18 protein-coding genes are annotated in these 25,563 nt (G+C 71.7%); 6 read left to right on the top strand and 12 right to left on the bottom strand.

Annotation, left to right across the window (positions count from 1 at the left end; all coding sequences use genetic code 11):
- Window positions 1–11: 11 nt before the first annotated feature.
- Window positions 12–1,388, top strand: coding sequence for an MATE family efflux transporter (locus tag JOF44_RS14150; RefSeq protein ID WP_377785264.1), 1,377 nt, complete (start codon window positions 12–14; stop codon window positions 1,386–1,388).
- A 100-nt stretch (window positions 1,389–1,488) separates the two neighbouring features.
- Here the strand turns inward: JOF44_RS14150 and JOF44_RS14145 are convergent, their stop codons facing one another.
- Window positions 1,489–2,340 carry a PHP domain-containing protein gene (locus JOF44_RS14145; RefSeq protein WP_209892671.1) on the bottom strand — a complete coding sequence of 284 codons (852 nt, stop codon included), beginning with the start codon at window positions 2,338–2,340 and terminating at the stop codon, window positions 1,489–1,491.
- A 1,463-nt stretch (window positions 2,341–3,803) separates the two neighbouring features.
- Complete coding sequence (locus JOF44_RS14140) at window positions 3,804–5,324, bottom strand: MFS transporter (protein ID WP_209892670.1); 1,521 nt, start codon at window positions 5,322–5,324, stop codon at window positions 3,804–3,806.
- A 128-nt stretch (window positions 5,325–5,452) separates the two neighbouring features.
- Here JOF44_RS14140 and JOF44_RS14135 point away from each other — a divergent pair, with 128 nt between their 5' ends.
- Both JOF44_RS14135 and JOF44_RS14130 read left to right on the top strand, forming a co-directional pair.
- On the top strand, window positions 5,453–5,992 hold the full coding sequence (locus JOF44_RS14135) for a TetR/AcrR family transcriptional regulator (protein ID WP_209892669.1): 540 nt from the start codon (window positions 5,453–5,455) through the stop codon (window positions 5,990–5,992).
- 201 nt (window positions 5,993–6,193) lie between these two features.
- Window positions 6,194–6,646, top strand: a complete 453-nt coding sequence (locus JOF44_RS14130) for an FAD synthase family protein (RefSeq protein WP_209892664.1) — start codon at window positions 6,194–6,196, stop codon at window positions 6,644–6,646.
- A 156-nt stretch (window positions 6,647–6,802) separates the two neighbouring features.
- On the opposite strand, the gene JOF44_RS14125 is transcribed toward JOF44_RS14130, so the two are convergent.
- Window positions 6,803–8,308 carry a sugar transferase gene (locus JOF44_RS14125; protein WP_342591788.1) on the bottom strand — a complete coding sequence of 502 codons (1,506 nt, stop codon included), beginning with the start codon at window positions 8,306–8,308 and terminating at the stop codon, window positions 6,803–6,805.
- Between the two features lie 336 nt (window positions 8,309–8,644).
- Here JOF44_RS14125 and JOF44_RS14120 point away from each other — a divergent pair, with 336 nt between their 5' ends.
- Window positions 8,645–10,180 (top strand): IS1634 family transposase, encoded by a 1,536-nt coding sequence (locus tag JOF44_RS14120; protein WP_209892661.1) that lies wholly within the window; start codon window positions 8,645–8,647, stop codon window positions 10,178–10,180.
- A 159-nt stretch (window positions 10,181–10,339) separates the two neighbouring features.
- Here the strand turns inward: JOF44_RS14120 and JOF44_RS14115 are convergent, their stop codons facing one another.
- Together JOF44_RS14115 and JOF44_RS14110 are read right to left on the bottom strand one after the other, a co-directional pair.
- Window positions 10,340–11,401 carry a transglycosylase family protein gene (locus tag JOF44_RS14115; RefSeq protein WP_209892658.1) on the bottom strand — a complete coding sequence of 354 codons (1,062 nt, stop codon included), beginning with the start codon at window positions 11,399–11,401 and terminating at the stop codon, window positions 10,340–10,342.
- A gap of 307 nt (window positions 11,402–11,708) precedes the next feature.
- A complete protein-coding gene (locus JOF44_RS14110; protein WP_209892656.1) occupies window positions 11,709–12,452 on the bottom strand; it encodes an SDR family oxidoreductase in 744 nt (247 codons plus the stop codon).
- Between the two features lie 206 nt (window positions 12,453–12,658).
- On the opposite strand from JOF44_RS14110, the gene JOF44_RS14105 reads away from it, so the two are divergent.
- Window positions 12,659–14,293 carry an MDR family MFS transporter gene (locus JOF44_RS14105; RefSeq protein ID WP_209892653.1) on the top strand — a complete coding sequence of 545 codons (1,635 nt, stop codon included), beginning with the start codon at window positions 12,659–12,661 and terminating at the stop codon, window positions 14,291–14,293.
- A gap of 6 nt (window positions 14,294–14,299) precedes the next feature.
- On the opposite strand, the gene JOF44_RS14100 is transcribed toward JOF44_RS14105, so the two are convergent.
- The 5 genes from JOF44_RS14100 to JOF44_RS14080 form a co-directional block, all read right to left on the bottom strand.
- Window positions 14,300–15,544: a hypothetical protein gene (locus JOF44_RS14100; RefSeq protein WP_209892650.1), complete on the bottom strand. Its 1,245-nt coding sequence runs from the start codon at window positions 15,542–15,544 to the stop codon at window positions 14,300–14,302.
- A gap of 121 nt (window positions 15,545–15,665) precedes the next feature.
- On the bottom strand, window positions 15,666–17,048 hold the full coding sequence (locus JOF44_RS14095) for a hypothetical protein (protein WP_209892647.1): 1,383 nt from the start codon (window positions 17,046–17,048) through the stop codon (window positions 15,666–15,668).
- Window positions 17,049–17,072: 24 nt separating this feature from the next.
- Window positions 17,073–18,503 carry an MFS transporter gene (locus tag JOF44_RS14090; RefSeq protein ID WP_209892644.1) on the bottom strand — a complete coding sequence of 477 codons (1,431 nt, stop codon included), beginning with the start codon at window positions 18,501–18,503 and terminating at the stop codon, window positions 17,073–17,075.
- Between the two features lie 156 nt (window positions 18,504–18,659).
- On the bottom strand, window positions 18,660–19,850 hold the full coding sequence (locus JOF44_RS14085; RefSeq protein WP_209892641.1) for a M48 family metallopeptidase: 1,191 nt from the start codon (window positions 19,848–19,850) through the stop codon (window positions 18,660–18,662).
- Window positions 19,851–20,348: 498 nt separating this feature from the next.
- Window positions 20,349–21,800 carry an aldehyde dehydrogenase family protein gene (locus JOF44_RS14080; RefSeq protein ID WP_377785301.1) on the bottom strand — a complete coding sequence of 484 codons (1,452 nt, stop codon included), beginning with the start codon at window positions 21,798–21,800 and terminating at the stop codon, window positions 20,349–20,351.
- Between the two features lie 144 nt (window positions 21,801–21,944).
- Between JOF44_RS14080 and JOF44_RS14075 the strand changes: the two genes are divergently transcribed.
- Window positions 21,945–23,048 carry a TlpA family protein disulfide reductase gene (locus JOF44_RS14075; RefSeq protein WP_209892638.1) on the top strand — a complete coding sequence of 368 codons (1,104 nt, stop codon included), beginning with the start codon at window positions 21,945–21,947 and terminating at the stop codon, window positions 23,046–23,048.
- Between the two features lie 137 nt (window positions 23,049–23,185).
- On the opposite strand, the gene manA is transcribed toward JOF44_RS14075, so the two are convergent.
- Both manA and JOF44_RS14065 read right to left on the bottom strand, forming a co-directional pair.
- Window positions 23,186–24,460: a mannose-6-phosphate isomerase, class I gene (gene manA, locus JOF44_RS14070; protein WP_209896034.1), complete on the bottom strand. Its 1,275-nt coding sequence runs from the start codon at window positions 24,458–24,460 to the stop codon at window positions 23,186–23,188.
- A 2-nt stretch (window positions 24,461–24,462) separates the two neighbouring features.
- Entirely contained in the window at window positions 24,463–25,527 is a 1,065-nt protein-coding gene (locus JOF44_RS14065; protein WP_209892636.1) for a hypothetical protein, read from the bottom strand.
- Between the last annotated feature and the right edge of the window lie 36 nt (window positions 25,528–25,563).

Here is a 25,563-nt window from a genome sequence, read left to right as displayed (position 1 = left end):
ACAATGGAGGCGTGCCCGATCCCTCCATCCCCACCTCCCCCGATACCGCGACCCCCGGGTCCGCCCGTCGCGCCCGGCGCACCGTCGACCGGGACATCCTGCGCCTGGCGGTCCCCAGCCTCGGCGCCCTGATCGCCGAACCGCTGTTCCTGATGGCCGACTCAGCGTTCATCGCCCGGGTCGGCACCGTCTCCCTCGCCGGCCTGGGCCTGGCGTCCGCGGTCCTGACCACCGTGATCGGGCTGTCGGTGTTCCTCGCCTACTCGACCACCGCCTCCGTCGCCCGTGCCTTCGGGGCCGGTCGCCGCCGCGAGGCGATCTCGCGCGGGGTGGACGCCTGCTGGCTCGCGCTGATGATCGGTGCCGCAGCGGTGGTGGTCCTCCTGGTCGGTGGCGCCGGGATCCTGTCGCTGTTCGGCCCCTCCCCCGCAGTGCTCACGGAAGCCGTCACCTATCTGCACCTCAGCGCCCTCGGGGTGCCCGCGATGCTCACCGTGCAGGCCGCGACCGGGCTGATCCGAGGCCTGCAGGATGCGCGGCTGCCGCTGATCGTGGCCGTCTCCGGGGCGGTGGTGAACATCCCGCTGAACGCGGTGCTGATCTTCGGGGCGGGGCTGGGCATCGCCGGCAGCGCGATCGGCACGGTGATCGCCCAGTGGGGCATGGCGCTGGTGCTGCTGGCGATCGTGGTGCGCGCCGCCCGCCGCGAGCAGGTGGCGCTGCGGCCGCACCTGGGCCAGGTGGCCTCGGCGGGCCGTGAATCGCTGCCGATGTTCGTGCGCACCGTGTCCCTGCGCGTGGTGCTGCTGGCCGGGACGCTGGTGGCCACCCAGCTCGGCGCCGTGCAGCTCGCCGCCCATCAGATCGCCCTGACCGTGTTCACGCTGCTCTCCCTCGCCCTCGATGCACTGGCGATCGCCGGCCAGGCGCTGACGGGTCGGTTCCTCGGAGCGGCCGATGCCGCTTCCGTGCGCGCCGTGACCCGTCGGCTGATGGTGTGGGGCGTCGGCGGCGGCGTGGTCACCGGGGTGCTGCTGCTGGCGGCCAGCTACGTGATCCCGGGCCTGTTCACCCCGGACGTCGCCGTGCAGGAGAACCTGCGCGCGGCCCTGTGGGTGCTGATGATCGCCCAGCCCGTGGCCGGGTACGTGTTCGTGCTCGACGGAGTGCTGATGGGTGCCGGCGATGCCCCCTACCTGGCGAAGGTCGGCGTGATCAACGCGCTGGTCACCCTCCCGTTCACGGTGCTGGTGTACTACTCCGGCTGGGCAGGGCCGTGGGCGCTGGCGGCCCTGTGGGTCGCGTGCACGCTGATCTTCCTCATCGCCCGCGCGGTCTCGCTGGGGGTGCGGGTGCGCGGGGACAGGTGGATGCGGCTGGGTGAGTGAACGGCGGTGCCCGTCTCCTGGTGCGCGCGGCCGGCCGGGCCGCCATCGACTGGGCAGGCGTCGATCGGGCAGGCGTCGGCCGGACCGGCGTCGGCCGGGCTCAGCGGGTCCAGAGGTCCTCGGGGTGCCGGCCCGGCCGGAAGCCGTAGGCCTCGATCATCGCGACCGCCTCGGGGAAGCCATGGGCGAGTGCGGCCGGGCTGTGCGAATCGCTGCCGAGGCTGACCCTGCGGCCCCCGGACTCTGCCCACCACTGCGGCATCCAGGACCACAGGCGTCGGGTGTTCATCTCCAACGCGCGCCCGCTCTCTGCGATCGCCTCCATCGCTGCGCGGAACTCGCGCTCGAACGCGCGAGGATCGAAGGGGCCGATCTCGTCCTCCGGCCAGTACCGCACCGCGTAGTCGAGGTGGGTGACGACCGAGAACGGTTCGTCCCCGGCGACCAGGGCGGGGATCTCGGCGAGGTAGCGGCGGACCACCTCGTCGGCCGGCAGCCGCCTGAACAGCGTGTTCGGCTCGGCCCGCCGCCCCTCGAATTCCAGGGTATGCAGCGAGCCGAGGATGCGGTCGAAGTGGTCCAGGTCGAGCTGCCTCCCGGCGGCCTCGAGGCGCAGGTGGGGCTGGCCGACCTCGAGACCGGTGCCGATCCACAGCGCGGGGACGGCGGCCCGGCAGCGCTGGATGCTCGCCAGGTACCCGTCCGCTTCGAAGCGGGGCACGGTGACGATCCCGTCCTCACCCAGCAGATGCGCCTCGTGCTCGTCGAAGTCCTCGGGGTCGCTGAACCAGGCATCCTCGAGGTCGAGGTGCTCGGTGAAGAACAGCCCCGGCAGTCCGATACGGGCGGCGCGATGGCAGCTCGCCTCCATCGTGCCGCGCGCGGCGGAGTCGGGGCCGCCGGTGTCCCAGGAGAACTCGCTGTGGACGTGGCTGTCGGCGGGAAGGCGCATGGGGCCAGATTCCCACACCTTCGCAGGTCCCGACAGGGATGCTCACGACCGCAGCGGGCGGGCGTCGCGGACGGGCAGCGTGGACGGACAGGCAGCGTGGACGGACAGGCAGCTCCGAAGGCCGGGCAGCGTGGACCGTCGGGCCGTTCGGAAGGCCGGACAGTGCGGACGGTCGGGCAGCTCAGACGGGGCGTTCCCCGATGCACGGGACGTCTTCGACCGGCGCACGCCCCTGGAGCGGTCGGCGGGACGAAGACGTCCTCCGCAGCGTCCAGTGCCGGGACTCCCTGGCGGTTCCGACCGTCCTCCCCCGCAAGCCCTCGAGCCTCCTCGTCCACAATCGGGCGCCCCTCGCTGGCGGTGACCACGTGGCGATGCTCAGCTCGGCCCATGCACATCCCCGGCATCATCCATCGATCCGACGTCGATGATCTCGATCTCGAGCCAGGGCAGTTCGCTACGTGGCTGCGGGAAGGGTCGGTCCGAAGCGTTCAGCCCTGGTACGTCACCGCCGCCGCCCCGCCGGATCTTGTGGCGATCCTGCAGCAGGGCGTGCGTCCGACCTGCCTCGACGCCGCCGCTCTGCACGGACTGTGGATACCGCCGCGTCCGGACGCCGTGCACGTCTTCCGCCCTCGCCGGGCGCGCGGCCATCGCAGGGCGCGCGGCCCTCGCGCCGACGGTGACAACCTGGCGACGGCCCGTCCGATCCGGCGCCGTGGCGGGAAGAGGCTCGGCACCCCGCAGGCGCCCGTGCCGTTGCTCCACCACGGCCCGGCCCTGCGGAGCTGGCCCGACACCGCTCCCGTTCCCCCGCTGCCCCTCGTCCTCGAGCACGCCGCGCGCTGCCTCGCCGCGGTCGACGCGGCGACGCTCTTCGAATCCGCTCTGGAACAGGGCAGAGTCACTGACCACCAGGCCGAGCAGATCGTGGCTTCGCTCCCCCATCGCCAGAGGCGCGACCTGGGACGAATCCGTCGAGGCGCCGGCTCCGGGACGGAGACGACGGTCCGCTGGTGGCTGGAGTCGCTGGGCGTGCCCATGCGAGTCCAGGTGCACATCGGGACGGTTGGTCGCGTGGACATCCTGGCGGGGCGACGCTGGATCATCGAGTGCGACAGCCGTGAGTTCCACGACGACGAGCAGCAGTACGCGCGGGACCGGGCGCGTGACCTCGAGCTGCAGTTCCTCGGCTTCCGCGTCACCCGCCTGACCTGGGAACAGGTCTTCGTCAGCTGGCGCACGACGCGCCCGATGCTGCTGGCCATCCTGCGTCGCGGGGGACCACCTTCGCCCTCCTGCACCCTCCCGGATCCGCGCAGTCTGACCCGGCGCGGGGCGGGGCGGGCGCCTGAGGGGCCCGGACGGGCAGGGAACGCGGGACTCTATCGACCGGCGAACCACATATACGGAGCCACCGGTCCATGGAGTCCACGGTCCACGGTCCACGGGGCGAGCCCGCCTCAGGTCGCCTGGCGCAGGGTGCGGTGGGCGATGACCGCAGCGATGACCATCAGCACGGCCCCGATGCCGCTGGTCAGCAGCACTCCGGAGTCGAAGGCGGCCCGGGCGGACGCCAGCAGCGGCTGGGCCAGCGTGCTCGGCAGCTCGCCGGCGACGGCGGTGGCCCCGCCGAGGGTCTCGGAGGCGGAGGCACGCTGGGCGTCCGAGAGCTCGACGGGCAGCTGGACGTGACGGCTGTAGGCAGCATTCAGCAGGCTGCCCAGCACGGCGGTGCCGAGCACGGCGCCGGTCTCGTAGGCGGTCTCGGAGATCGCCGAGGCAGCACCGGCCTTCCGCGCCGGCACGGCCGAGAGGATGAGGTCGTTGCTGAGGGTCTCCGCAGCGCCCACTCCCGCCCCGAGCAGGGCGAAGGCGATCAGCAGCAGCAGGTCCGAGCCCCAGGTGCCGGTCACCGCGACCAACGTGAAGGCGAGCGCGTTCAACAGCAGTCCGCCGGTGATGACCGTTGCCGGGGAGACGTATCGGACCAGACGCACCACCAGCAGGCCCGCGATGATCGTGACCACCAGGCCGGGCACCAGCACCAAGCCGGCCTGCATCGGCGAGCGCCCGCTGACCAGCTGCAGGTGCTGGGAGACGAAGTACAGGAAGCCGACCAGGGAGAACACGCTGAGCAGGTTCGCGAGCACGGCGCCGGTGAAGACCGGACGCGTGAACAGAGTGACGTCGAGCATCGGGTGGGAGCGCGCCAGCTGTCGGCGCACGAAGGCGACGCCGGCCACCACGGAGATCAGCGCGCAGAGCACGGGAACCAGCGCGAGGCCGCTGTCGGTGAGGACCTTGATAGCGTAGACCAGCGGCGTCATGGTCGCCAGCACCAGCAGCACGCTGACGAGGTCGACCGGGCCCGGCTCGGGATCCTTCGACTCGGGGATCAGCACGGGGCCGAGCAGCAGCAGCGGAAGCATCACGGGCACGGCCATCAGGAACACCGAGCCCCATGCGAAGTGCTCGAGGAGGAAACCGCCGACGATCGGCCCCAGAGCAGCACCCCCGGAGAACGCCGCCGCCCAGATTGCGATGGCGGTGCGGCGCTGCACAGGATCGGTGAAGATGTTCCGGATCAGCGAGAGCGTGGCGGGCATCAGCATCGCCCCGAAGAAGCCCATCAGAGCGCGGGCCACGATCAGCGTGGCTGCATCCGGGGAGAGGGCGGCCAGCGCGGAGACGATGGCGAAGCCCGTCGCCCCGATCAGCAGCAGACGGCGCCGTCCGAGGCGATCGCCGAGCGAGCCCATGGGCACCAGCAGCCCGGCCAGGACCAGCGAGTAGATGTCCACGATCCACAGCAGCTGCTGGCCGCTGGGCGCCAGCGCCTCGGAGATCGCGGGCAGCGCGAAGGAGAGCACCGTGTTGTCGATCGCGATGAGCAGCACAGGGAGGGTCAGCACGGCCAGGGCCCACCAGCGGGCGCCGGCGCCGAGGCGCTCGGTCACCGGGGTCGTGGGAGCGGGGAGCACAGGGACCTCCAGGGGCGGGTCGAGGACGGAGCGGGTCGAGGACGGGATCGGACGCCCTGACCAAACTAACCCGTCCAGACGGTACAGTTCAAGGCTCCGGAAACCCCTCCCCCAGTAAGGTCGGTCTCATGTCCGCACGCGATACCCTGCTCGACGCCTATGGCGCGATCCTGCTCGAGAACGGCCAGCGCGCCACCACCCTGAGCGCCGTCGCCGCACGGGCCGGCGTCTCCAAAGGCGGCCTGCTCTACCACTTCACCTCGAAGGACGCACTGACCGAGGGGCTGATCGACCGCCTGGACGAGCTCATGGCCGAGGACATCACCGCCATGCGCGCCGCCCCGGACGGCCCCTCGCGCTACTACGTGCGCACCTCCGTGTGGACCGACTGCGCCCTGGATCGCACCCTGGTGGCCGTCGCCCAGCTCGCCCAGGAGTCCCACACCGGAGCACAGGAGGTGATGGACCGCGCCCGTCGACAGTGGCTCGAGTTGATCCGCAAGGAGGTCTCCGAGGAGGCGACCGCCCACGCCATCCTGCTGATCGGGGACGGACTCTACTTCGACGCCGCGCTCAGCGGGAACCCCGGATCGTCGCGCGAGGACGCGATCACGGCCGCGGAGCTGCTGCCGGTCGTGGACCGCCTGCTCGCGGGGGCGCAAGACTGAGCCCGAGCCAGATTCTCGGCCCGGACAACGCCGCTGCACAAGCACCCCTCGTCGAGCCGCCGGCTCGCGACCCCTGCCGCGGACTCGACGCGCCACGCCATTTCATATGTCCGTTTTCTACCTTTTTACCGCTTTACCCGGTACTCTGGATCGCATGTTCACCCACTGCGGGCGGACCGCGACCCGAGGAGGAGTCCGACCATGCGCATCGGCTATGCGGCAGGAGCCTTCGACCTCTTTCATGTGGGGCATCTGAACCTCCTGCGCCACGCCAAGCAGCACTGCGACCTGCTGGTCGCCGGCGTCGTGAGCGACGAGATACTGCGGCAGGTCAAGGGCATCGAGCCTGTGATCCCGACGGCCGAGCGCGCCGAGATCGTGAGTCAGATCCGCTTCGTCGACGACGTCCACGTCGAGACCAGCCCGTCGAAGCTCGACGCCTGGCAGGACGTGGGCTTCACCCATTTCTTCAAGGGTGACGACTGGCGCGGGACCGAGAAGGGGCGGCTGCTCGAGGAGCAGTTCGCCCCGGTCGGGGTCGAGGTCGTCTACTTCCCCTACACGATGCACACCTCCTCCACGGCGCTGCGGCGAGCGCTGGACGCGCTGAGCGGCCCAGCCCCGGCGGCGGCCGAGGTCACCCTCGCCCCCTGAGACACGGCGACGGGTCCGCGTCAGGTCACCCCTGAAACCTGGCGCGGGCCCGTCGCCGGCCTGTGCGCGGCGCCGACCCTGCACAGTCAGCTCGACAGCACGAGACCCCGGAAGCGATCAGATGCTCCCGGGGTCTCGACCGTACAGCCGCCGTCCTCAGTACGCCCCGCGCGAGGCCAGCACAGCCCGGAAGGTGCGGACGAGGATCAGCAGGTCCTGGGTGAAGGACCAGTTGTCGACGTAGAACAGGTCCAGTCGCACGGTGTCCTCCCAGGAGAGGTCGCTGCGGCCGGAGACCTGCCACAGCCCGGTGATGCCGGGCCGGACCGCCAGGCGCCGGTTCGCGTCCTCGTCGTACCCGCTGACCTCCCGCGGGAGCGCGGGACGGGGGCCGACCAGGCTCATGTCGCCGCGCAGGACGTTCCACAGCTGCGGCAGCTCATCCAGCGAGTAGCGGCGCAGCACCTTGCCCACGCGTGTCACGCGGGGGTCGTCGGCCATCTTGAACAGCACGGTGTTGCCCTTGTCGCGCTCGAGCTTCTCGAGCTCCGCGAGACGCGCCTCGGCGTCAAGGACCATGGAGCGGAATTTGAGGAACTCGAAACCCTCGCCCGTGCGGCCCACGCGCTCCTGGCGGAAGATGACGCCGCCGCGGTCGCCCCACCACACGCTCAGCGCGATCGCGGCCAGGACCGGGGAGAACACCAGCAGCAGCGCTGCACTGGCGGCCACATCGAAGGCGCGCTTGGTCCAGCGCAGCGCCTTGCGAGCTCGCGGCAGGTCCATGTGCACCAGTGGGAGACCGGCGACCGGCCGCATGCGGATCCGATCGCCGGAGATCTCACTGACCCCGGGAACCACGATGACGTCCACGTCCAGCTCCTCGAGATCCCAGGCGATGCGCCGGAACTCCTCCGCACTGGCGGAGGATCCCGCGGTGAACAGGACGACGTCGGGCTCCTGGTCACGCACCAGAGAGAGCAGGTGGGACTCGTCGCCGAGGACGGGAACCCCGGCCTGCTCGGCGTCGACCTGTTCGTGCAACGGCGTCACCGCCCCGACCACGTCGTAGCCGAGCCAGGTCTCCCGCGCCAGGGTGCGCGCGATGCCCCTCACGTGCCCGGTCGCGCCCACCACGAGCATCTGTGAGCGCAGAAGACCCCGGGTGCGAGCCCGGTTCACCACCCGCCGGACTGAGAAGCGCACCAGGAGCAGCAGAACCGTGCCGACGAGGAAGAGCGTGCCGAAGAAGGGGCGGGAGAGCTGGATGTCGGCGAGGAAGAGAGTCGCGCCGACGAGGCCGACCGCCCCGACGCTCGCGGTCATCACGTTGCGGTAGATCTCCGCTCCGCTGGAGACCAGACGCGGGTTGGTCCCACCGCAGACCACGATCGCCAGCATCCACCCGGCGCCGATGACCAGGGAGCTGCGCACCACGGTCCCGGTCAGTCCCGGTGCGTCACCGAGGAACCCGAGGTTCTGGCGGATGGCGAGGGCGACCAGGCAGGCCAGGACGATGACGACGGCATCGGCGAGCACGAGTACGCCCGTGACGAGACGGTCGTCCGCCCTCGACCCTCGGCGGACGGTGCTGCGGACCGGACGGGGCGTGCCGACCAAAGGAATCGGAGGACCGGCGACCTTCACAACCTGCTGACTCACGACGGGAACCCCTTTGTGCGCACGACATCGATCTCACCGGGAGTCGGGGTGGCCCGGGCGGCTTCGCCGCATCGTCGCGGCCTCAGTCGTGCCCGTCATGTCCGTTTTACCCGTCTTTCCCGTTTAGTCACTATATACACGTTTTGCGTACATGTGAAGAGGTCTCCGCCGGGGCCGGCTCGGGCGGTGCGGCCGCAGCTATCGGACGAGGCGCCGGCGGGTCGAGGCAATCGCCCCCTCCCACCTGACTTGCACAGGTAGGAGCCGATTCTGGAGATTCTCTCGTGTTCGTGCTGGTGAGCGCTTCGCGCAGTGTGGAAGTGACACACTAACCGGATGGTGTTTCTGCGGAAGGTGACCACGGCGTCTGGTGCGACGGCCGTGCAGATCGCCGAGCGGAAGAACCGTCGGGACGTGGTCCTCGAGCATCTTGGCTCCGCACGCACCGAAGCGGAGCTCGCCGCGTTGATGAGCGCCGGCAGGGACAAGATCCACGCCGGCCAACGGGCTCTTGACCTCGACCTTTCCCAGGATCCACAGGCGGCCGTCGTGCAGTCGAAACATTCTCGCCTGCTGGTGGAGACGCTCCGCTCGGCCTGGTCCACGCTCGGCTTCGATGTCGTCGAGGATGAGGCGTTCTTCCAGCTCGTCGCCGCGAGGCTGATCGAACCGACCTCGATGAGCGATTCCCGCCGCGTCCTGGCCGATGTCGGCGTCCAGCCGGTCCACCGCAACACCTTCCACGCCGCTCTCCAGCGCTGCGGCGAGCGTGAGTACCGCGACCGCATTGCCGCGAAGTGCTTCAAACACGCCTCGACCAGCGGCGACATCTCCCTGGTGCTCTACGACGTCACCACGCTCTACTTCGAAGCCCCGAAGGAAGATGAACTGAGGAAAGTCGGCTTCAGCAAGGAGCGCAGGGTCGATCCCCAGATCGTGGTCGGCCTGCTGGTGGACCGGAACGGGTTCCCGCTGGAGATCGGCTGCTTCGAGGGCAACAAGGCGGAGACCCTCACGATCGTGCCGATCATCAAGCAGTTCCAGGCGCGACACAACCTGGCGGACATGGTCGTCGTCGCGGACGCCGGGATGCTCTCGATGGCGAACCTGAACGCCCTGGCCGAAGCGGAGCTGAAGTTCATCGTCGGCTCACGGCCGAAGAAAGCCCCCGGTGACCTGGCCAATCACTTCCACTGGAACGGGGACGCGTTCAGCGATGGGCAGCTGATCGACACGATCACCCCGCGGCACGGCTCCACCAAGACCGAGACGAAGCGACGCCGCAAAGAGCCGGTCTGGGACGCGAAGGAGCATCCCGGGCACTGGCGCGCGGTCTGGTCCTACTCCCGCAAACGCGCAGTCCACGACAACTACACCCTCACCCAGCAGGAGAACAGGGCCCGAGCCGTGATCGCCGGCGACGCCTCCGTCAAGGGCACCCGGTTCATCAAATCCACCACGGCCGGCAAGAAGCTGGATGAGGAGTCGCTGGAGAAGGCGAAGCAGCTGGTCGGGCTGAAGGGCTACGTCACCAACATCCCCGCGAGCACCATGGCCGCGCCGGAGGTACTCTCCAGCTACCACGACCTCTGGCACGTGGAGCAGTCCTTCCGAATGAGCAAGACAGACCTCCAGGCCAGACCCATGTTCCATCATCAGCGCGACGCGATCGAAGCCCACCTCACCATCGTCTTCACCGCGCTGGCGATCGCCCGCTACCTCCAAGACACGACCGGGTTCAGCATCCGAAAGATCATCCAGACCCTCCGCCCGCTGCAGGACGTCACGATCACCCTGGCCAGGCAGCAGATCACCGCGAAGCCCGACCTCACCGACGACGCCCGACACGTCCTCGACGCACTGACACACTAAACCTGTGCAAGTCAGGTCGGGCGGTGCGGCCGCAGCTATCGGACGAGGCGCCGGCGGGTCGAGGCAATCGCCCCCTCCCACACAGCACGACGCGCCGACCCCGGAAGGGGCCGACGCGTCGGTGAGGAGGAGGCGGAGGCGACCAGGGTCGCCGGCGGATCAGTGGGCGTTGAGGTACTGCTGCAGCGCCTTGACCGTGCCGTAGGAATCGCGGAAGTCCCACACGCCGTTGTAGCTGTGGCCGATGGTCTGGCGCAGCTTGCCGGTGGTCTCGGAGCCGATCTTGCCGTCGACGTCGGCGCCGACCTTGGCCTGCAGAGCCTTGACGTCGGAGGTGGACAGCGAACCGTCCGCGCCCACGCCGATCCAGGACTGCAGGGCGGCCGTGGTCTTCGGGCCGAACTTGCCGTCGATCACCAGGTCGCCCTGGGTGGAGGGGGCGGAGGTGCCGCCGCTGGGTGCGCTCGGAGCAGCGGGATTGCCGTTGAGGTGCTGCTGCAGCGCCTTGACGGTGGAGTAGCTGGAGCGGAAGTCCCAGACGCCGTTGTCGCCCAGGCCGATCTCGGCGCGCAGCTTGCGAGTGGTCTCGGAGCCGATCTTGCCGTCGGACTCGGCACCGACCTTGCTCTGGAGGACCTTGACGTCGGAGGTCGAGAGCGAGCCGTCCGCGCCCACGCCGATCCAGGACTGCAGGGCGGCGGCGGTCTTCGGACCGAACTTGCCGTCGACCACCAGGTCGCCGGAGGACTCGGAGGAGCTCGAGCCGCCCCCGCTGCTGCCGCCCGCGGGCTGGGCGTTGGCGTCGGCGCCGCCGTTGGCCTTGGTCAGACCCGCGCTGGGGCCGCAGTTCGGCCAGGCCCCGGGACCCTGACGGTCCAGGGTGCGCTGGGCGATAGCGATCTGCTCGGCCTTGGTGGCGTTGTCGGCGGTGTTGGCGTACTCCTGGCCGCCGAAGGCTTTCCAGGTGCTGTAGGAGAACTGCAGGCCGCCGTAATAGCCGTTGCCGTTGTTGATGGACCAGTTGCCGGTGGACTCGCACTGGGCGACGCGGTCCCACACCGAGGAGTCGGCGGTGGCGACCCCGGCGCCGGCGACGCTCAGCCCGGCCGCGACGACGGCTCCGCCGGTGGCGGCGGCCACCTTCGGCGCAACAGTGACCGACCGGAAGTAGACGGCGTTCCCGTCGGCGCGGTGGGTGGGAAGGCGGCGGGGTGCGGGCATTGTGGACTCCTGGGGAAAGGGATGGTCACGACGCGGAGAGCACGAGATCGTCGATTTCGTCGCGCACGACGGACGCCCCCGTTACAGGCTCGTGACCTGCGTTTCCGCTCTGGGCTGGCTTCACTGTGCCCCGTCGGCACCCGCGACAGAAGGCGAGCAGACCACATCCGGCCCGAGATTTTGTCAATCTTTTACCAAGAATCACCGAATGCCGAATGACACGCACGGAATTACTGCCTACAAAGCGCAGGTCGGACGCCCCGTGGCGCGGCGCGGATCCGACGCCCCATGCCGGGGCGCCGGTCCATCAGATCACGGAGCGGCCGCCGTCGATCCGGACGTCCTCGCCGGTGATCATCGCGGACTCCTCGCTCGCGAGGAAGCCGACCAGGGAGGAGATCTCCTCGGGGGCCACGAAGCGTCCGGCAGGGATCATCGCACGGGCGGTCTCGCCCTTCTCCCCCACCCAGATCTCGCGGGCCAGCGCGGTATCGGCGATGGTCGGGGAGACGGTGTTGATCGTGACGCCGCGGCCCGCCCACTCGACGGCGAGCACCCGGGTGAACCCCAGGACGCCCGCCTTGCTGGCGGAGTAGGCGGCGTGCTCGGCCAGGCCGATCTCCGCGGCCTGGGAGGCGATGGTGACGATGCGTCCGTAACCGGACTTCAGCATCACCCGTCCGGCGGCCTGGGCCATGAAGAAGCTGCCGGAGAGGTTCACGGCCAGGGTGGAGCCCCAGTCCTTCTCGGCGAGATCCTCGCCGGGGGCGAAGCGCCCGATGCCGGCGGAGTTGACGAGGATCCGCGGGGTGCCGAGCTCGGCTTCGACGCGGGAGATCGCGGCGGAGGCCTCGGTGGCGTCGGCGATGTTCGCGCTGACGGCGAGGTGGCCCTCACCGGGCAGTTCGGCGACCGCGTCGGCGAGGGTGGGGGCGATGTCGACGCCGGCGATCCGGGCGCCGCACTCGGCGAGATGGGTGGCGATGGCCTGGCCGATCCCGGCGGCCGCACCGGTGACGACGGCGATCTGTCCCGTGAAGTCCGTGCTCATGCTGATCTCCTTCTCTCGTGGTCCTGCGACGCGATGGTCATGGCTGGCAGCGTCCAGTGTCCCCCGCCCGCGCCCGGACCGTCTCGCGCTCTGCGCGCCGCAGTGCCCTCCTCGTCGCTCACGACGCCCTGCGCCCACGGTGAACGGGCCGCGGGCGGCCCGAAATCCCCTAGCCACGCGCTGCCCGCGATGCCTACTGTTCTCCGGTGCACAACAACACCCCCGACTCCGAGCACACCGGGACGACCCCCGCCGAGACGACCCCACCGCCCCGCACCCGCGAGCCGGGCGCCCCCGCGCCGGCCCACACCGCCGGTGCCATCGCCCCGCGCGACCGCAGCGTCATCATCCTGCTGCTGGTCAGCGCGTTCGTGGTGATCCTCAACGAGACGATCCTGTCGGTCGCGCTGCCGCCGATCATGGACGACCTGGACCTGACCGAGACCACCGCACAGTGGCTGACCACCGGGTTCATGCTCACCATGGCCGTGATCATCCCGATCACCGGGTACCTGATGGGGCGAATGTCCACCCGGCAGGTGTTCACGCTCGCGATGACGACGTTCACCGTCGGCACGCTGATCTGCGCCCTCTCCCCCACCTTCCTGCCGCTGCTGCTGGGCCGCATCGTGCAGGCCTCCGGCACCGCGATCATGATGCCGCTGCTGATGACCACGGTGATGAACCTGGTGCCGCCGGCGAAGCACGGCCTGGTGATGGGCAACATCTCCATCGTCATCTCGGTGGCGCCGGCCCTGGGGCCGACGATCTCGGGGCTGGTGCTGTCCGTCGCCCCGTGGCGGGCGCTGTTCCTGCTGGTGCTGCCGATCGCGGTGTTCGCGCTGATCTTCGGGCTGCGCCGCATCGAGAACGTCAGCGACGGGAACGCCCAGAGCGCCGATCCGGTCTCCGTGGTGCTGTCCGGACTCGGCTTCGGCACCTTGGTGTACGGCCTGACCGGCATCTCCGGCGGTCAGGGCGGCTCCGGAGCGGCCGACGCCGCCTCGGGCTCCGCACCCACCGCCGCGATCGTGTGCCTGCTCATCGGCGTGGTCTCGCTGACGCTGTTCGTGCGGCGCCAGCTGACCCTGCAGAAGGCCGACCGGCCGCTGCTGGACCTGCGCACCTTCGCCCTGCGGAACTTCACGGTCGCGGTCGCGCTGATGGTGGTCATGATGGGCGCGATGTTCGGCGTGGTCGTGCTGCTGCCGATCTTCCTCCAGCGGGTGCTGGAGCTGTCCACCCTGTCGGTGGGACTGATGATGCTGCCCGGCGGGCTCGCGATGGGGCTGCTGGCCCCGCTGGTGGGCCGACTGTTCGACAAGGTCGGGCCGCGACCGCTGCTGGTGCCCGGGCTGTCCGCCGTGGTGGTCGGCATCGGGATCATGTCCCGGGTGCCGGATCAGGCATGGCTGATCGTGCTCGGCCACGTGGTGATGTCGCTGGGACTGGCCTTCGTGTTCACGCCGCTGATGACCACCGCGCTGGGCTCGCTGCCCCGGCGCCTGTACCCGCACGGCTCGGCGATCGTCGGCACCGTGCAGCAGGTGGCCGGCGCCGCCGGCGCCGCCCTGCTGGTCTCGATCATGGCACGGGTCTCCGGCCTGACCATGGCCGGCGGCGGCACGGAAGCTCAGGGGATCTCCGACGGCACCTCGGTGGCGTTCACGATCTCCGCCGCCCTCGCCGTGCTGACCGTCGTGATCGCGCTGTTCATCCGCCGCAATCCGGCCGACGCCGGCGACGCCCCGGTGCCATCGGCCGAGACGACGGAGACGATCGGGACGACAGAGACGACCGGGACGACCGGGACGACCGAAGACGTCGACGCCGCCTCCTGAGAGCCCTCACCTGCCGTCCTCGCAGTCGAGCTGGGCGTCGGGATCGACCGCGACGTACTGCGGCATGCCGCCGACGTCCATCGGGGTCGAGCAGACCACCACGGTGAAGCTGCCGGGCGGATCGACCAGGTCCGTGCGGAGGGAGTCGTCGGGCAGCACCTGCGTGAACGCCTCGACCGCGAAGGGCACCTGCTCGCTCTCGGACTCCGGGCCTGCGGGCGTGAACTCGGCGACGCCCCCGCTGCCGGAGACGCTCCACAGGCCGAACTGCCAGGCGCTGGTCGTCACCTCCGGCATGGCGGTCAGCGCCCAGGTGCCCCGGACCGGCTGCCGCGGCCAGGAATCATCCGCCGACGGTGCCGCGAAGGGACAGTCCTCGGGGCGCGCCGTGGTGGCGCGGGCGCAGTCGGCGAGCAGGTCCTCGAGCTGACCGGCGGCCACGGCCCGCCCCGTCTCGCTGAGCTCGTAGTGCACGGGGGTGGCCGTGGAGCGGCTGTGGCCCAGGTACAGCGGCACGGTGATCTCGCTGCTGATCGCCTCGAGCAGCGGCCCGGCGCCCGGCAGCGTGATCTCGTAGGTGCCGGGCAGCAGCTGCAGGGCGACGGTGGGCAGGTGGAAGGTCACCTTGGCCACGTCCTCCTCCAGCGTGACCAGCACCCCGTTGATGATGATCTGCTCGGTGCCGAACGGCAGGGACACCTCCATCTCCGGCACCGCGATCCGGTCCAGCTGCCAGCTCACCGGGGCGAAGGAGCTGCCGGCCACCGCATGGAGGGTCAAGGTCAGCGGGCGCTGCTCGTGGCCGTCGTCGAGCAGCGCGGTGACCCTCGCACCCTCCCCGTCGCGCTCGACGTCCTCGATCGCGTAGGAGGTGACGCGGTTCTCGGCGGCCTGCAGGATCTCGTCCCTCAGGGCGAGGTCCGTGGCGTCGCCCGGATGCTCGAGGTGCTGACGGAGCACGGCGGCGTCGCCGGCGACCAGAGCGTCGAGGAACGCGCGAGCCGCCGTGTCGGGGCCGTCCTCCGTCGTCAGCACTCGCGGCACCACCAGCACCAGGGCGAGCACCAGGACGACGGCGCCGAGGATCCCGACCAGCCGACGTCGGCCGCCGCGGGCCGGGCGCTGCCCCTCCGGCGCGCCCGGGCGTGCGCCCTCGGCCGCCGGCCCGTCGCGGAGCGCGTCCTCCCCCGTCGGCTCCCCGCGAAGCCCACCACCGGCACCCCCGGCGGGGTCCTGCTGATCCCAGCCCATCGGGATGGTCCTCCCGGCCCCGGAGGGGCGCCGCGGGCTCATGACCGCCCCGGGACGGGAGCACGAGGGGACGGGGGCAGCGACGACAGGGGCAGCGGAGAGGGAGTCCGCGGAGACGGGGTCATCCGCGGCACGCTTCCCGTGCGGTGGTCATCGCGCCGTTCTCCACGTGGACGAACCCGGTGGGCTCCCTCGTGTCGGGATCCGTGCACAGCGTGATGGTGACGGACTCGTCCGGTCGCAGCACCACCCCCAGATCCCCGTCGAAGGCGAGATGGACGAACCCGCGCACCTCGACGGGGACGAGCTGCACCGCGGAGGACCCTGCCGCGGTCGCGGGGGTGAACGCGGCCCTCCCGGGAACCCCGGCCACCGACCACAGCATCGCCGAACTGGGCTGCACCTCGACCTCAGGGGGCACCCGGACGTCCCACGTCCCCTGGAGCGACGGATCGCCGGCCCGGGCGTCCGAGACCTCCGGCAGCCGGAAGGGGCACCGGTGCGGAGCCGGCGAGGTGCTGGCCTCACAGCTGCCCAAGTGCTCGTCGACCTGTCGGCGGACCTCCTCGTGCCCGGCCTCGCTGAGGTCGTAGCCGAGGTCGGCGAATCCGGTCCAGCTGCCCAGGACGGGCGGGATCTCGACGGTGATCACCTGGGACTCCCGCCACGGGCCCGCCTCCGGGAGCGCGAACTCATAGGTACCGGGCAGGAGCTGGACCAGCAGCGCACGTTCGACGCCGTCGAAGGAGGTGTAGGACTCCCGAGCGGTCAGCGAGATGCCGTTGATCGTGAAGTCCTCGATCCCGAGGGGCAGGTGCACCCGCACCTCGGGGACCTCCACCGCCTGGAGCTCCCAGCTGACCGGCGCGAAGGCGCTGGTGGAGTCGGCCCGGAGCATCAGCGTCGTCTCGATCGTCTCCTCACCGTTGGCCAGGCGGACCGTGACCTCCGCCGTCCCGGATCCGCGCTGGATGTGCGCGACCTCGGCATCACGCACCCGATCCGCCGCCGATTGCAGGATCTCTGCCGTGAGCGCGGCGTCGCTGGTGTCCGGGCTGTCCTGCACGTGCTCGCGGACCTGGTCGATGTCGCCGTCGACCAGGTCCTGGAGGAAGTCCTCGGCCACCTGCTCCGGGCCCTCACCGTTGGGCAGCAGTCGCGGCAGGCCGACGGCCAGCACCCCGACCAGCAGGAGCGCGGCGATGGTCCCGGCCGTCCGACGCCACCGGATGGTGCGGGGGTGCCGCCTCGGCGCAGGTCCCGCCCGGTCCGGAGGCCCGTCGGCCGAGTCCGGAGCCCTGCTGGTCGCAGCGGCCACGTCCCCGGCGGGGACCGCTGCCTCACCTCCTGCTGCCTCACCCCCTGCCGCCCCACCCGGGGGATGCCGGTTCGCCGACGGGGCGATGGCCGGATCGGGGTCCTCGCCCCAGCCCGCCTCGAGCGATCGGCCCTCGGCGCGTGCGGGAACGCGGCGCCGCCTGCGGTCCTGCTCCCGCGCATCCACGTGGCACGCTCCTGGGTCGAGGGGCTACAGCGCCCCCGGGTTCGCCTTCTCGCGGGCACGATCTGCGAAGCTCACGGCCATCGCCGCCAGCGTCAGCGCCATGATGATCGCGATCGCGATGACGAAGGCCTCGAACCAGGCGTGCCCGCCTTCGGTGAGGGAGAAGATGATACCGGGGATCATCGCCGTTCCGACAGCGGCACCGGTGCGCTGGCCCAGCTGCAGGATCCCCCCGGCGACGCCGCCGAAGCGGGGATCGACCGAGTTCAGGGTGAGGGTCTGGTTCGGCGAGATGGTCATGCCCTGGCTGAGACCCATCAGCGTCAGCGGCGCGGCCAGCCACCAGAAGGCGACCACCTCGTTCTCCACGAACCCGGCCAGCAGCGCGGTGCCGCCCAGACCGCAGAAGGCGATCGCGAAGCCGATGATCACCATGCGTCGGCCCAGGGTGAGCACGTACCGCCCGGCGATCTGCGAGGAGATCGCCGCCGCGATCGAGGAGGGCACACCCATCAGCGAGGCCTCGAAGGCGGTGTGCTGCAGGTGCATCTGCAGGTACAGCGGCACGATGATCCACACGCTGGTGACGCCGAGGAAGTACACCGAGACGATGAGGATGCCGTTGCGGAAGGCGTGATTGGAGAAGATCGCGGTGTCCACCATCGGGGGCCGGCCGGAGCGCTTGTAGCGCTGCTCCCACACCCACCACCCGCCCAGCACGGCCAGCCCGACGGGGAAGGACAGCCACACCAGGGCGCCGCCGCCGCGCTCGAGGAAGGGCAGCATGACGCCGAGGATCGCCAGGCACAGCAGGATCGTGCCGATCGGGTCGAGGTCGGGGCGGGTCCGGCCGCGGGCCTTGTCATCGGGGATGAACCGGAAGGCGCCGACGATGGCGACCAGCCCGATCGGGATGTTCATCAGGAAGATCCAGCGCCATCCCTGGTCCGGCCCGAGGATCTCGATCAGCAGGCCGCCGAAGACGGGTCCGGCGGCGGTGGCGACCGCGGCCGTGGTGGCCAGCAGGGCGAAGGCACGGGCCCGCTCATGCCCACGGAAGTGCTGCTGGATCAGGGCGACGGTCTGCGGGTTGAACAGGCCGGAGCCGACGCCCTGCAGGATGCGGGCGAGGTTGAGGGTCTCGACGGTGGGGGCGAGGCCGCTGAGCAGCGAGCCCAGCGTGAACACGCCGACGCCGATGACGAACATGCGGCGGCGCCCGGTGGCATCGCCGGTCCGCCCGGCGGGGACCAGCAGCATCCCGAAAGCCAGCGCGTACCCGGAGATCACCCATTGCAGGCCGCCGGAGTCCGCGTCGAGGCTCTCGCCGATGGCCGTCAGCGCCACGTTGATGACGCTCACGGCGATCAGGGCCATGAACAGCGGGGCGAGGAGGACGGCGAGCAGGGGCTTGCGACGCACCGGAGGAGCCGGTGCGCTGGGATCGGGTATCACCCCGGCAGGATATGCATCAGATGCAGGTTTGTCGGCCCCCGGGTGACCGGTAGGACAGCCGGGCCGGACGGGCAGCAGCCGGGCGCGCGCCGGCCCCGGGCGGACCCGAGCCGAGGATCGGCCGAGGACCCGCCGAGGATCAGCGCCGGCGCGGGGTCAGCCCCGCGGCGGCTGTGCCGGCGGTCCCTGCTGCCCCGGCGGGGCGAAGGGGCTCTCCCCACCGCCGGCCTGCGATCCGCGGGCATCGTCCCGGTACGGGCCGGCGGGGATGGCGTAGGTGGTGCGCTGCGACAGCAGCGGCGCAGAGGTCTGGATCGCGCGCAGCGGAGGCCGCTCCGAGTAGTCGATCCCGGAGAAGCGACCGAACTGCCCGGAGGCGCCGGCGGGGCGCACCCGGTCGGCGGCCTCGAGCATCGCCAGCGCGTCGCCCGGCGTGGGGAATCGCGAGGACCACACGTGGCCCGGGGGCAGCGGCGAGGTGTAGAGCGCCCCGGAGGGCCGGATCCACAGGGACCCGGGCTTGGAGCGGTCCCTCAGCGCGTGAGCGCGCCAGGTGGTCACCGGGTGGGAGGCGGTCCAGTTCGCCCAGTGGATGAAGAAGCTCGGGTCGGTCGCCGCACGGTCGGCGAGCTCGTTGACGTTCACCTCGGCGCCCAGGTACTTGCCGCCGGAGAGCAGCCCCATCACGCCGGGTGCCCCGGGGGCGGCGATGCTGTATCCGAAGTTGTCCGCGGTGTACTCCTGGGAGCGGGAGAAGGCGGGGCCGAGGATCGGGATCATCGAGATGACGTTGGTGAACACGAGACGGAAGTAGGAGACGTGGCCGGCGGCGAGGTGCCCCACCTCGTGGGAGATCACGAAGCGCAGCGCCTCCGGATCACGGCTCTGGCCGCCGACCTCGAACAGATCGGAGTTGATGACGACGAAGCGGCGGAAGCCGTGCCCCGAGGCGAAGGCGTTGACCACGCCGTTGCCCATCTGCACGTACGCATCGGGGACCCGGCGCATCCCGAACTGCTGGGCGGCCTCGACCACCATCCGGTACCCCTCCGGGAACTGCGTGGGGCTCATGCGCACCGACATCGCCCGCTTGCGCGCATACATCATCGCGCGGGCCCACCACACCAGCACCGGGAACAGCGGCAGGATCAGCACCAGCTGGATGACGAAGGGCAGGATCCCGACGTACCGCCAGAGGCTGTCGACCGTCTGCTGGCCCTCGGTGACCCGCAGGACGACGGTGGAGAGCATGAGAACCGTCCAGCCGATGTAGGCGAGGATCGTCAGCACCACGCCCGTCCACAGCAGCGGGAGCTCTCCCGGGTGGCGGATCGCCTTGCGACCCATGATCCCGTGGGACGTGGCGCCGTTGATGAGATTCGGGTCGCCGGGGCGTCCGGGCGGGCCCGACGGCGGCGGCCCGCCCGGCCCACCCGGGCCGCTCGGGCCCGCAGGCGATCCCGGACCGGAAGGGACGCCGCCCGAGGGAGGCCCGCCGGATGGTGGCCCGGCGAACGACGGTGGAGGACCGGACGGTGGCGGGCCGCCGGTGGGCGGGCCGGTCGGTGGCGGCGGGCCGAAGGACGGCAGGCCGCCCCCGGGGCCGGATCCGGGCGGCTGGGCGCCGGGATGCTGGGGAGGGCCAGAGGGCGGTTGCGTCACGTTCGAGTGCTCCTTCGATCCGTCGGCCGTCGCCGGGTCAGTGATGACGATATCGTCGCCGGCCCGTCGATGCGGTGCCGGAGCTCTGATTGTGGATGATGCGGCCCGCGGCGCCGGGGCGGACCGCGCCCGCGGAGCGGCTGCTCCGGCGGAACGGCCGCGCTCAGCAGAACGGTCGCGTGCTCAGCGGAACAGCCGCGTCAGCAGCGCCCGCTTCGCCCGGGTGTACGGCGGGTAGATGATCCGCAGGGTGTCCGGGGTGAGCGCCTTGCGGACGATGGGCTTGGCGTGGGTGAACGTCTCGACGCCGACGCGGCCGTGGTAGGCGCCGGTCCCGGACCCTCCCACCCCGCCGAACGGCATCGTCGGGGTGCCGACGTGGGCGAGGGTCAAGCCCACGGCGAGCGAGCCGGAGGAGGTCTCGGTCGCGAAGCGCTCCTCGATCGCCGCCCGGTCGGTGAACACGTAGGCGGTCAGCGGTTTCTCCCGCTCGCGGATGCGCGCGATCGCCTCGTCGGGTCCGTCGACGGCGAGCAGCGGGAGCACGGGCCCGAAGATCTCCTCGGCCATCACCGGGTCCTCCCAGCGGACCCCGGTCATGATCGTCGGCGGGAGATAGCGCTCCTCGCGGTCCGCCTCCTCGGTGCCGCCGAGGACGGTCTTCTCGTCGTCGATCAGACCCCGCACCCGCTCGAAGTGCTTGAGGTCGACCATGCGCCCGTAGTCCCGGCTGCGCCGCGGATCCCTGCCGTACATCTCCCGCGCGGCCCGGCGCAGGTGCGGGACGAGCTTCTCGAGAGTGGACGGGGTGGCCATCAGGTAGTCGGGCGCGACGCAGGTCTGCCCGGTGTTGGTGAACTTCCCCCACACGATGCGGCGCGCGGCGACGGCGAGGTCCACCCCCTCGTCGACGAACACCGGGGACTTCCCGCCCAGCTCGAGCACCGTCGGGGTGAGGTGCTCGGCGGCCGCCCGCGCCACGATCCGGCCGACGGCGGCGCTGCCCGTGTAGAAGATGAGGTCGAAGCGCTGCTGGAGCAGGACCGTGGTCTCCTCGACCGCGCCCTCGACCACCCGCACCCAGCCGGGATCGAGCCAGGTGCGCAGGAGGTGCGTCAGCGCGGCGGAGGTCGCCGGTGCCACCTCGCTGGGTTTGACGATCACGGTGTTGCCGCCGGCGATCGCCGCGACCAGCGGGGCGAGCGTGAGGTTCAGCGGGTAGTTCCACGGCGCGATGATCAGCGCGAGGCCGAGCGGTTCGCGGCGCACGTGAGCCGAGGACGGGGCCAGCAGCGGACCCAGGGACAGCGACGACGGGTGCAGCCAGGAGCGCAGGTGCCGCCGCACGTGCGCGATCTCCTGGGTGACCACGCCGATCTCGGTGATCGCGGCCTCGGTGCCGTTCTTGCCCAGGTCCTGGGCGAGCGCCCTGGTCAGACGCCGGTGCTCGCGGCGCAGACCGGTGCGCAGGGCCTCCAGCTGGGCGAGGCGGGCGCTCACATCGCGGGTGGTGCCGGCGTCGAAGGAGGCACGCAGCGCGGCGACGTCGGCGGTGATCGCGGTGCGCATCGCGCTCTCCGCTCCATCGCCGTGCTCGGGGGCGGGCAGAGCTGGGGTGTTCGCGTCGGTCGGCATGGCCCCAGGGTAGGACCCGTTCCCGGGCGGCGCCCGGGCGGCGTCCGAGTGCCGCCCGGGGGCGTCGTCGCACAGCCCGCCCCGATCCCGGACAATGGAGGCGATGACGGCCCGCGGCCGGGCCGACGAGGGAGTGATTCGACGATGAGCGTGCTGATCGCGGCACCGATCCTGCTGACCCTGACGCTGCTGTTCTCCGGACTGGCGAAGCTCGGGGCACGGCAGGGCACCGAGGACGCGATGACGTCCCTGCGGCTGCCCCTGCGGCCGCTCCACCCCGTCATCGCCTCGGTGCTGCCGGCGGCGGAGATCGTGCTGGCGCTGGTGGTGTGGGTGCCGCTGGTGCCGCTGCAGGTCGTCGTCACGGTGCTCACCGCGGCGCTGATGTTCGGCTACCTCGGGATCATCGCCCGGGCCCTGACCTGGGAGGAGGCGGTGGAGTGCTCCTGCTTCGGCACGCTGGCCTCGCCGACCGTCTCGCGCACGACGCTCGCCCGCAACATCCTGCTGTCGATCCTGGCGGTGCTGGGGGTCCTCGCCGCCGGGTCCGGGCAGATGACCCTGGCCCTGGTCCAGCATCCCCTGACCCTGGTGACCTACGGCGGTGTGCTGCTGGTGACCGTGGCCCTGACGGCGCTGGCGATCGGGACGTCGTCAGCGGCGAGCACGGCGTCGACCTCCGCGACCGCGGGTGCCCCGTCGACCTCGTCGGCCACCGCCTCGGGGCCAGTCGCCACCACCCCGGGGAGCTCCGCGGACGTCGAGGAGCTCGAGGGCGAGGAGGAGATCCTGGACTACGAGCGCACCGCGATCCCGGCGGGCGTGCTGCAGCGTCCGGGCGGGACGCTGGTCACCCTGCGACAGCTCAGCGCCCAGCAGGCGGTGCTGCTGGTGTTCGTCAGCGAGGGCTGCGGCCCCTGCGAGCGCGTGCTCGACGAGGTCCCGGCCTGGATCGAGGAGCTCTCGGGCTTCCTCCAGGTCCGACCGGTGCTCTCCCGACCCCTGGACCAGCTGCGTGAGCGGACCCTCGATCGGGTGGGCGCGCACGCCCTGCACGATCTGCAGTTCAGCGCGCGGGAGGCCCTCGGCGGACGCGGGGCGCCCGCGGCGGTGCTGCTGGGGGCCGACGGACTCCTCGCCGGCGGGCCGGTCAGCGGCGGCAGCGCGGTCATCGAGTTCGTCGAGGACATCCGCACGGAGCTGCGCAGCGCGCAGGAGGACGGGGAGCTGCCGACCCCGGCGGAATGACCCGCCGCGCGGGCAGCCGGCTGCGGCGAGGTGCCGGCTCGGGGACGCGCCGCCCCTGGGAAGTGCCGCCCCTGGGAGGTGCCGGCTCGGGTGCGGGACGGGCTCCGGTGCCGTGCGGGCTCCGGCGCGATGCCGGCTCAGGGAACGCTGGCCTGGGCGAACCGTCCGTGCCCGTGGGCGCGCAGGGTCCCCTCGGCGGCCGGCACGAAGACGGCCTGCCCGGCGGCCAGGGCGTGGGTGCCCGATCCCGTGCTCAACGTCATCTCCCCCTCCAGGCCCAGCACGATCCGCGGCCCGCTGCCCGGGATCCGCACCGGCTCGTCCCCGGACCCCTCCGGCGCCCCGGTCGCCCCGGAAGCCCCGGTCGCTTCGGGCGCCCCGGATGCCATGCTCTCCCCGGACTCGGCCGTGCCCGGGAGCTCGGTCAGGGCGAGCTCGAAGTCGTCGACCGGGGCGTAGTAGGCGATGGAGGTCGCCGACTGCCGCTCGGGGGCGACCCGCAGCGGCGGGGCGGCGGTGACGCTGACGCACTGGAGCACCTCGTCGGCGTCGACCTTCTTCGGCGTCAGGCCGGCGCGCAGCACGTTGTCGCTGGCGGCCATCACCTCCAGGCCCATGCCGTGGATGTAGGCGTGCAGCGCGCCCGCGGGCACGTACATCGCCTCCCCTGCGTCCAGGGTGACGGGGTTCAGCAGCAGCGCGGCGACCACGCCGGGGTCCCCGGGATGATCCTCGGCCAGCAGCGAGACGAAGCGGTCGATGCGCGGTGAGGGCGAGGTGCCTGCACGGGTGCGGGCCCGGCACGCCTCGACCACCTCGCCCACCGCCTGGGCCGTCGGCCGCATCGAGGTGGAGACCAGGGTGCGGAAGGCGGCCCGCATCCCGTGCGCGGTGGGGTTGTCGACCAGCAGGCGGTGGAGGCGGTCGGTGAGGTCGGTGCCCAGGCCCTCCAGGATGACGGCCGCCCGGCGCGGGGTGCGGAACCCGCACAGCGCCGTGAATCGGGTCAGGGCGATGAGCATCTCCGGCTTGTGGTTGGCGTCGCGGTAGGTGCGCAGCGGGGAGTCCAGGGCGAGGCCGGCGGCGTTCTCGGCGGCGAAGGACTCCGCGGCGTGCTCGCGGGTGGGGTGGACCTGCAGCGACAGCGGGCGCTCCGGCGCGATCACCTTCAGCAGGTAGGGCAGACGGTCGCCGAAGGCGCGGCCGACGTCGGCCCCCAGCATCCGGGCGGGATCGGCGGCGATCACGTCGTCCAGGCGGCGCCCCCCGGGCGCGGTGGCGGGCGCGAGCGGGTGTGCTCCGAACCAGACCTCGGCCCATGCCCTGCCGTCGCTCTCGCGGCCCAGGAACTGCGGCAGGGCCGTGGTCGATCCCCAGGAGTAGTGCTGCAGATGCCCGTCGAGCGCGAGCATGCTCACGCAGTGCCCTCGAGGATCTGGGCGATCAGGCGGGCGGGCTCGTCGGCGTCCTGCGGTGGGGCCGGGGTGGGCTCCGCGCCGGTGCGGCGCATCCCGTATCGCTCCCACTGCTCGTGGATCCAGGTCGGCATCCGCGGACCGTGCACCCAGGCGGGCAGGCCGCGCACGGCGGCCTCGAGGACGTCGGCGGAGTACACGGCCACCACGGGCCGTTCCTGATCGGCCACCGGCAGCGGGGGGACCTGGAGGTCGACGCCGCGGCGGCGCAGCAGCGCGTGCGCGGCGCGGGAGAAGCGGTCGGTCTCCTCATCTCCCGGCTGGTAGAGCGCGTCGGTGAAGCGGCAGTAGGAGTGGGCGGCGCCGAACGTGTACCGCCGGGGCAGTTCGATGGAGGCGAGCTGGCCCAGGAAAACGGGCCGGTCCCCGCGGACCCCGGAGCCCCCAGGTTCTTCGTGGCCGGCCTGCCACAGGCGCTGGGACCCGACCACCCGCACCTCGACGTCGTCCCGTCCGGCGCGCTGGAAGTCGCCGTCGGCCGCGGACCAGGCCAGGAAGGTGGTGTGGGGCGGCAGCGGGGGCGCGAACGGGGACAGCACGTCGTGCTGGACGACGGCGCTGGGGACGTCGGCGGCCAGCGCCCACTCGTGGACCAGGCGGCCGACGTCCCGGTGCCAGCCGAGCGTGAGCGCCGAGGAGACGCCGAGCTCGCCGAGAGCGGGGCGGGGGTCGTCGAGGCGGCGGTGGTCCCAGTCGGGGCCGGTCAGCTCGGGCAGCTCCAGCCCGGCGGGCGTGAGCACCGCGGCGGTGCCGTGCAGGTAGGTCAGCGCCACCAGCAGTCCGCCGCGGGTGGTGTCCGAGGTGGTGTCCACGCCCAGCAGGACGGGGGCCGAGCCGTCCCCGGCACGGGTGTGCAGCACGTAGCCGCTCGGCAGGGCCGACTCGCCCGATCCGGCGGCGCGGCGCAACCGCGGGGGCACGGCGCGATGGATGCCGATGGCGCGACGCCGCGAACTGCGCCACTCCTGCCAGCGCTCCAGGCTGCGCGGATGGATCAGGGCCATGGAACGGCAACCTCCGTGAGATGCGATGGGACTGCG

It is taken from the genome of Brachybacterium fresconis (assembly GCF_017876515.1).
Classification (GTDB): Bacteria; Actinomycetota; Actinomycetes; order Actinomycetales; family Dermabacteraceae; genus Brachybacterium; species Brachybacterium fresconis.
Note: the sequence above shows the minus strand (reverse complement) of the source record. Positions and strands in the feature narration are given on the sequence as shown.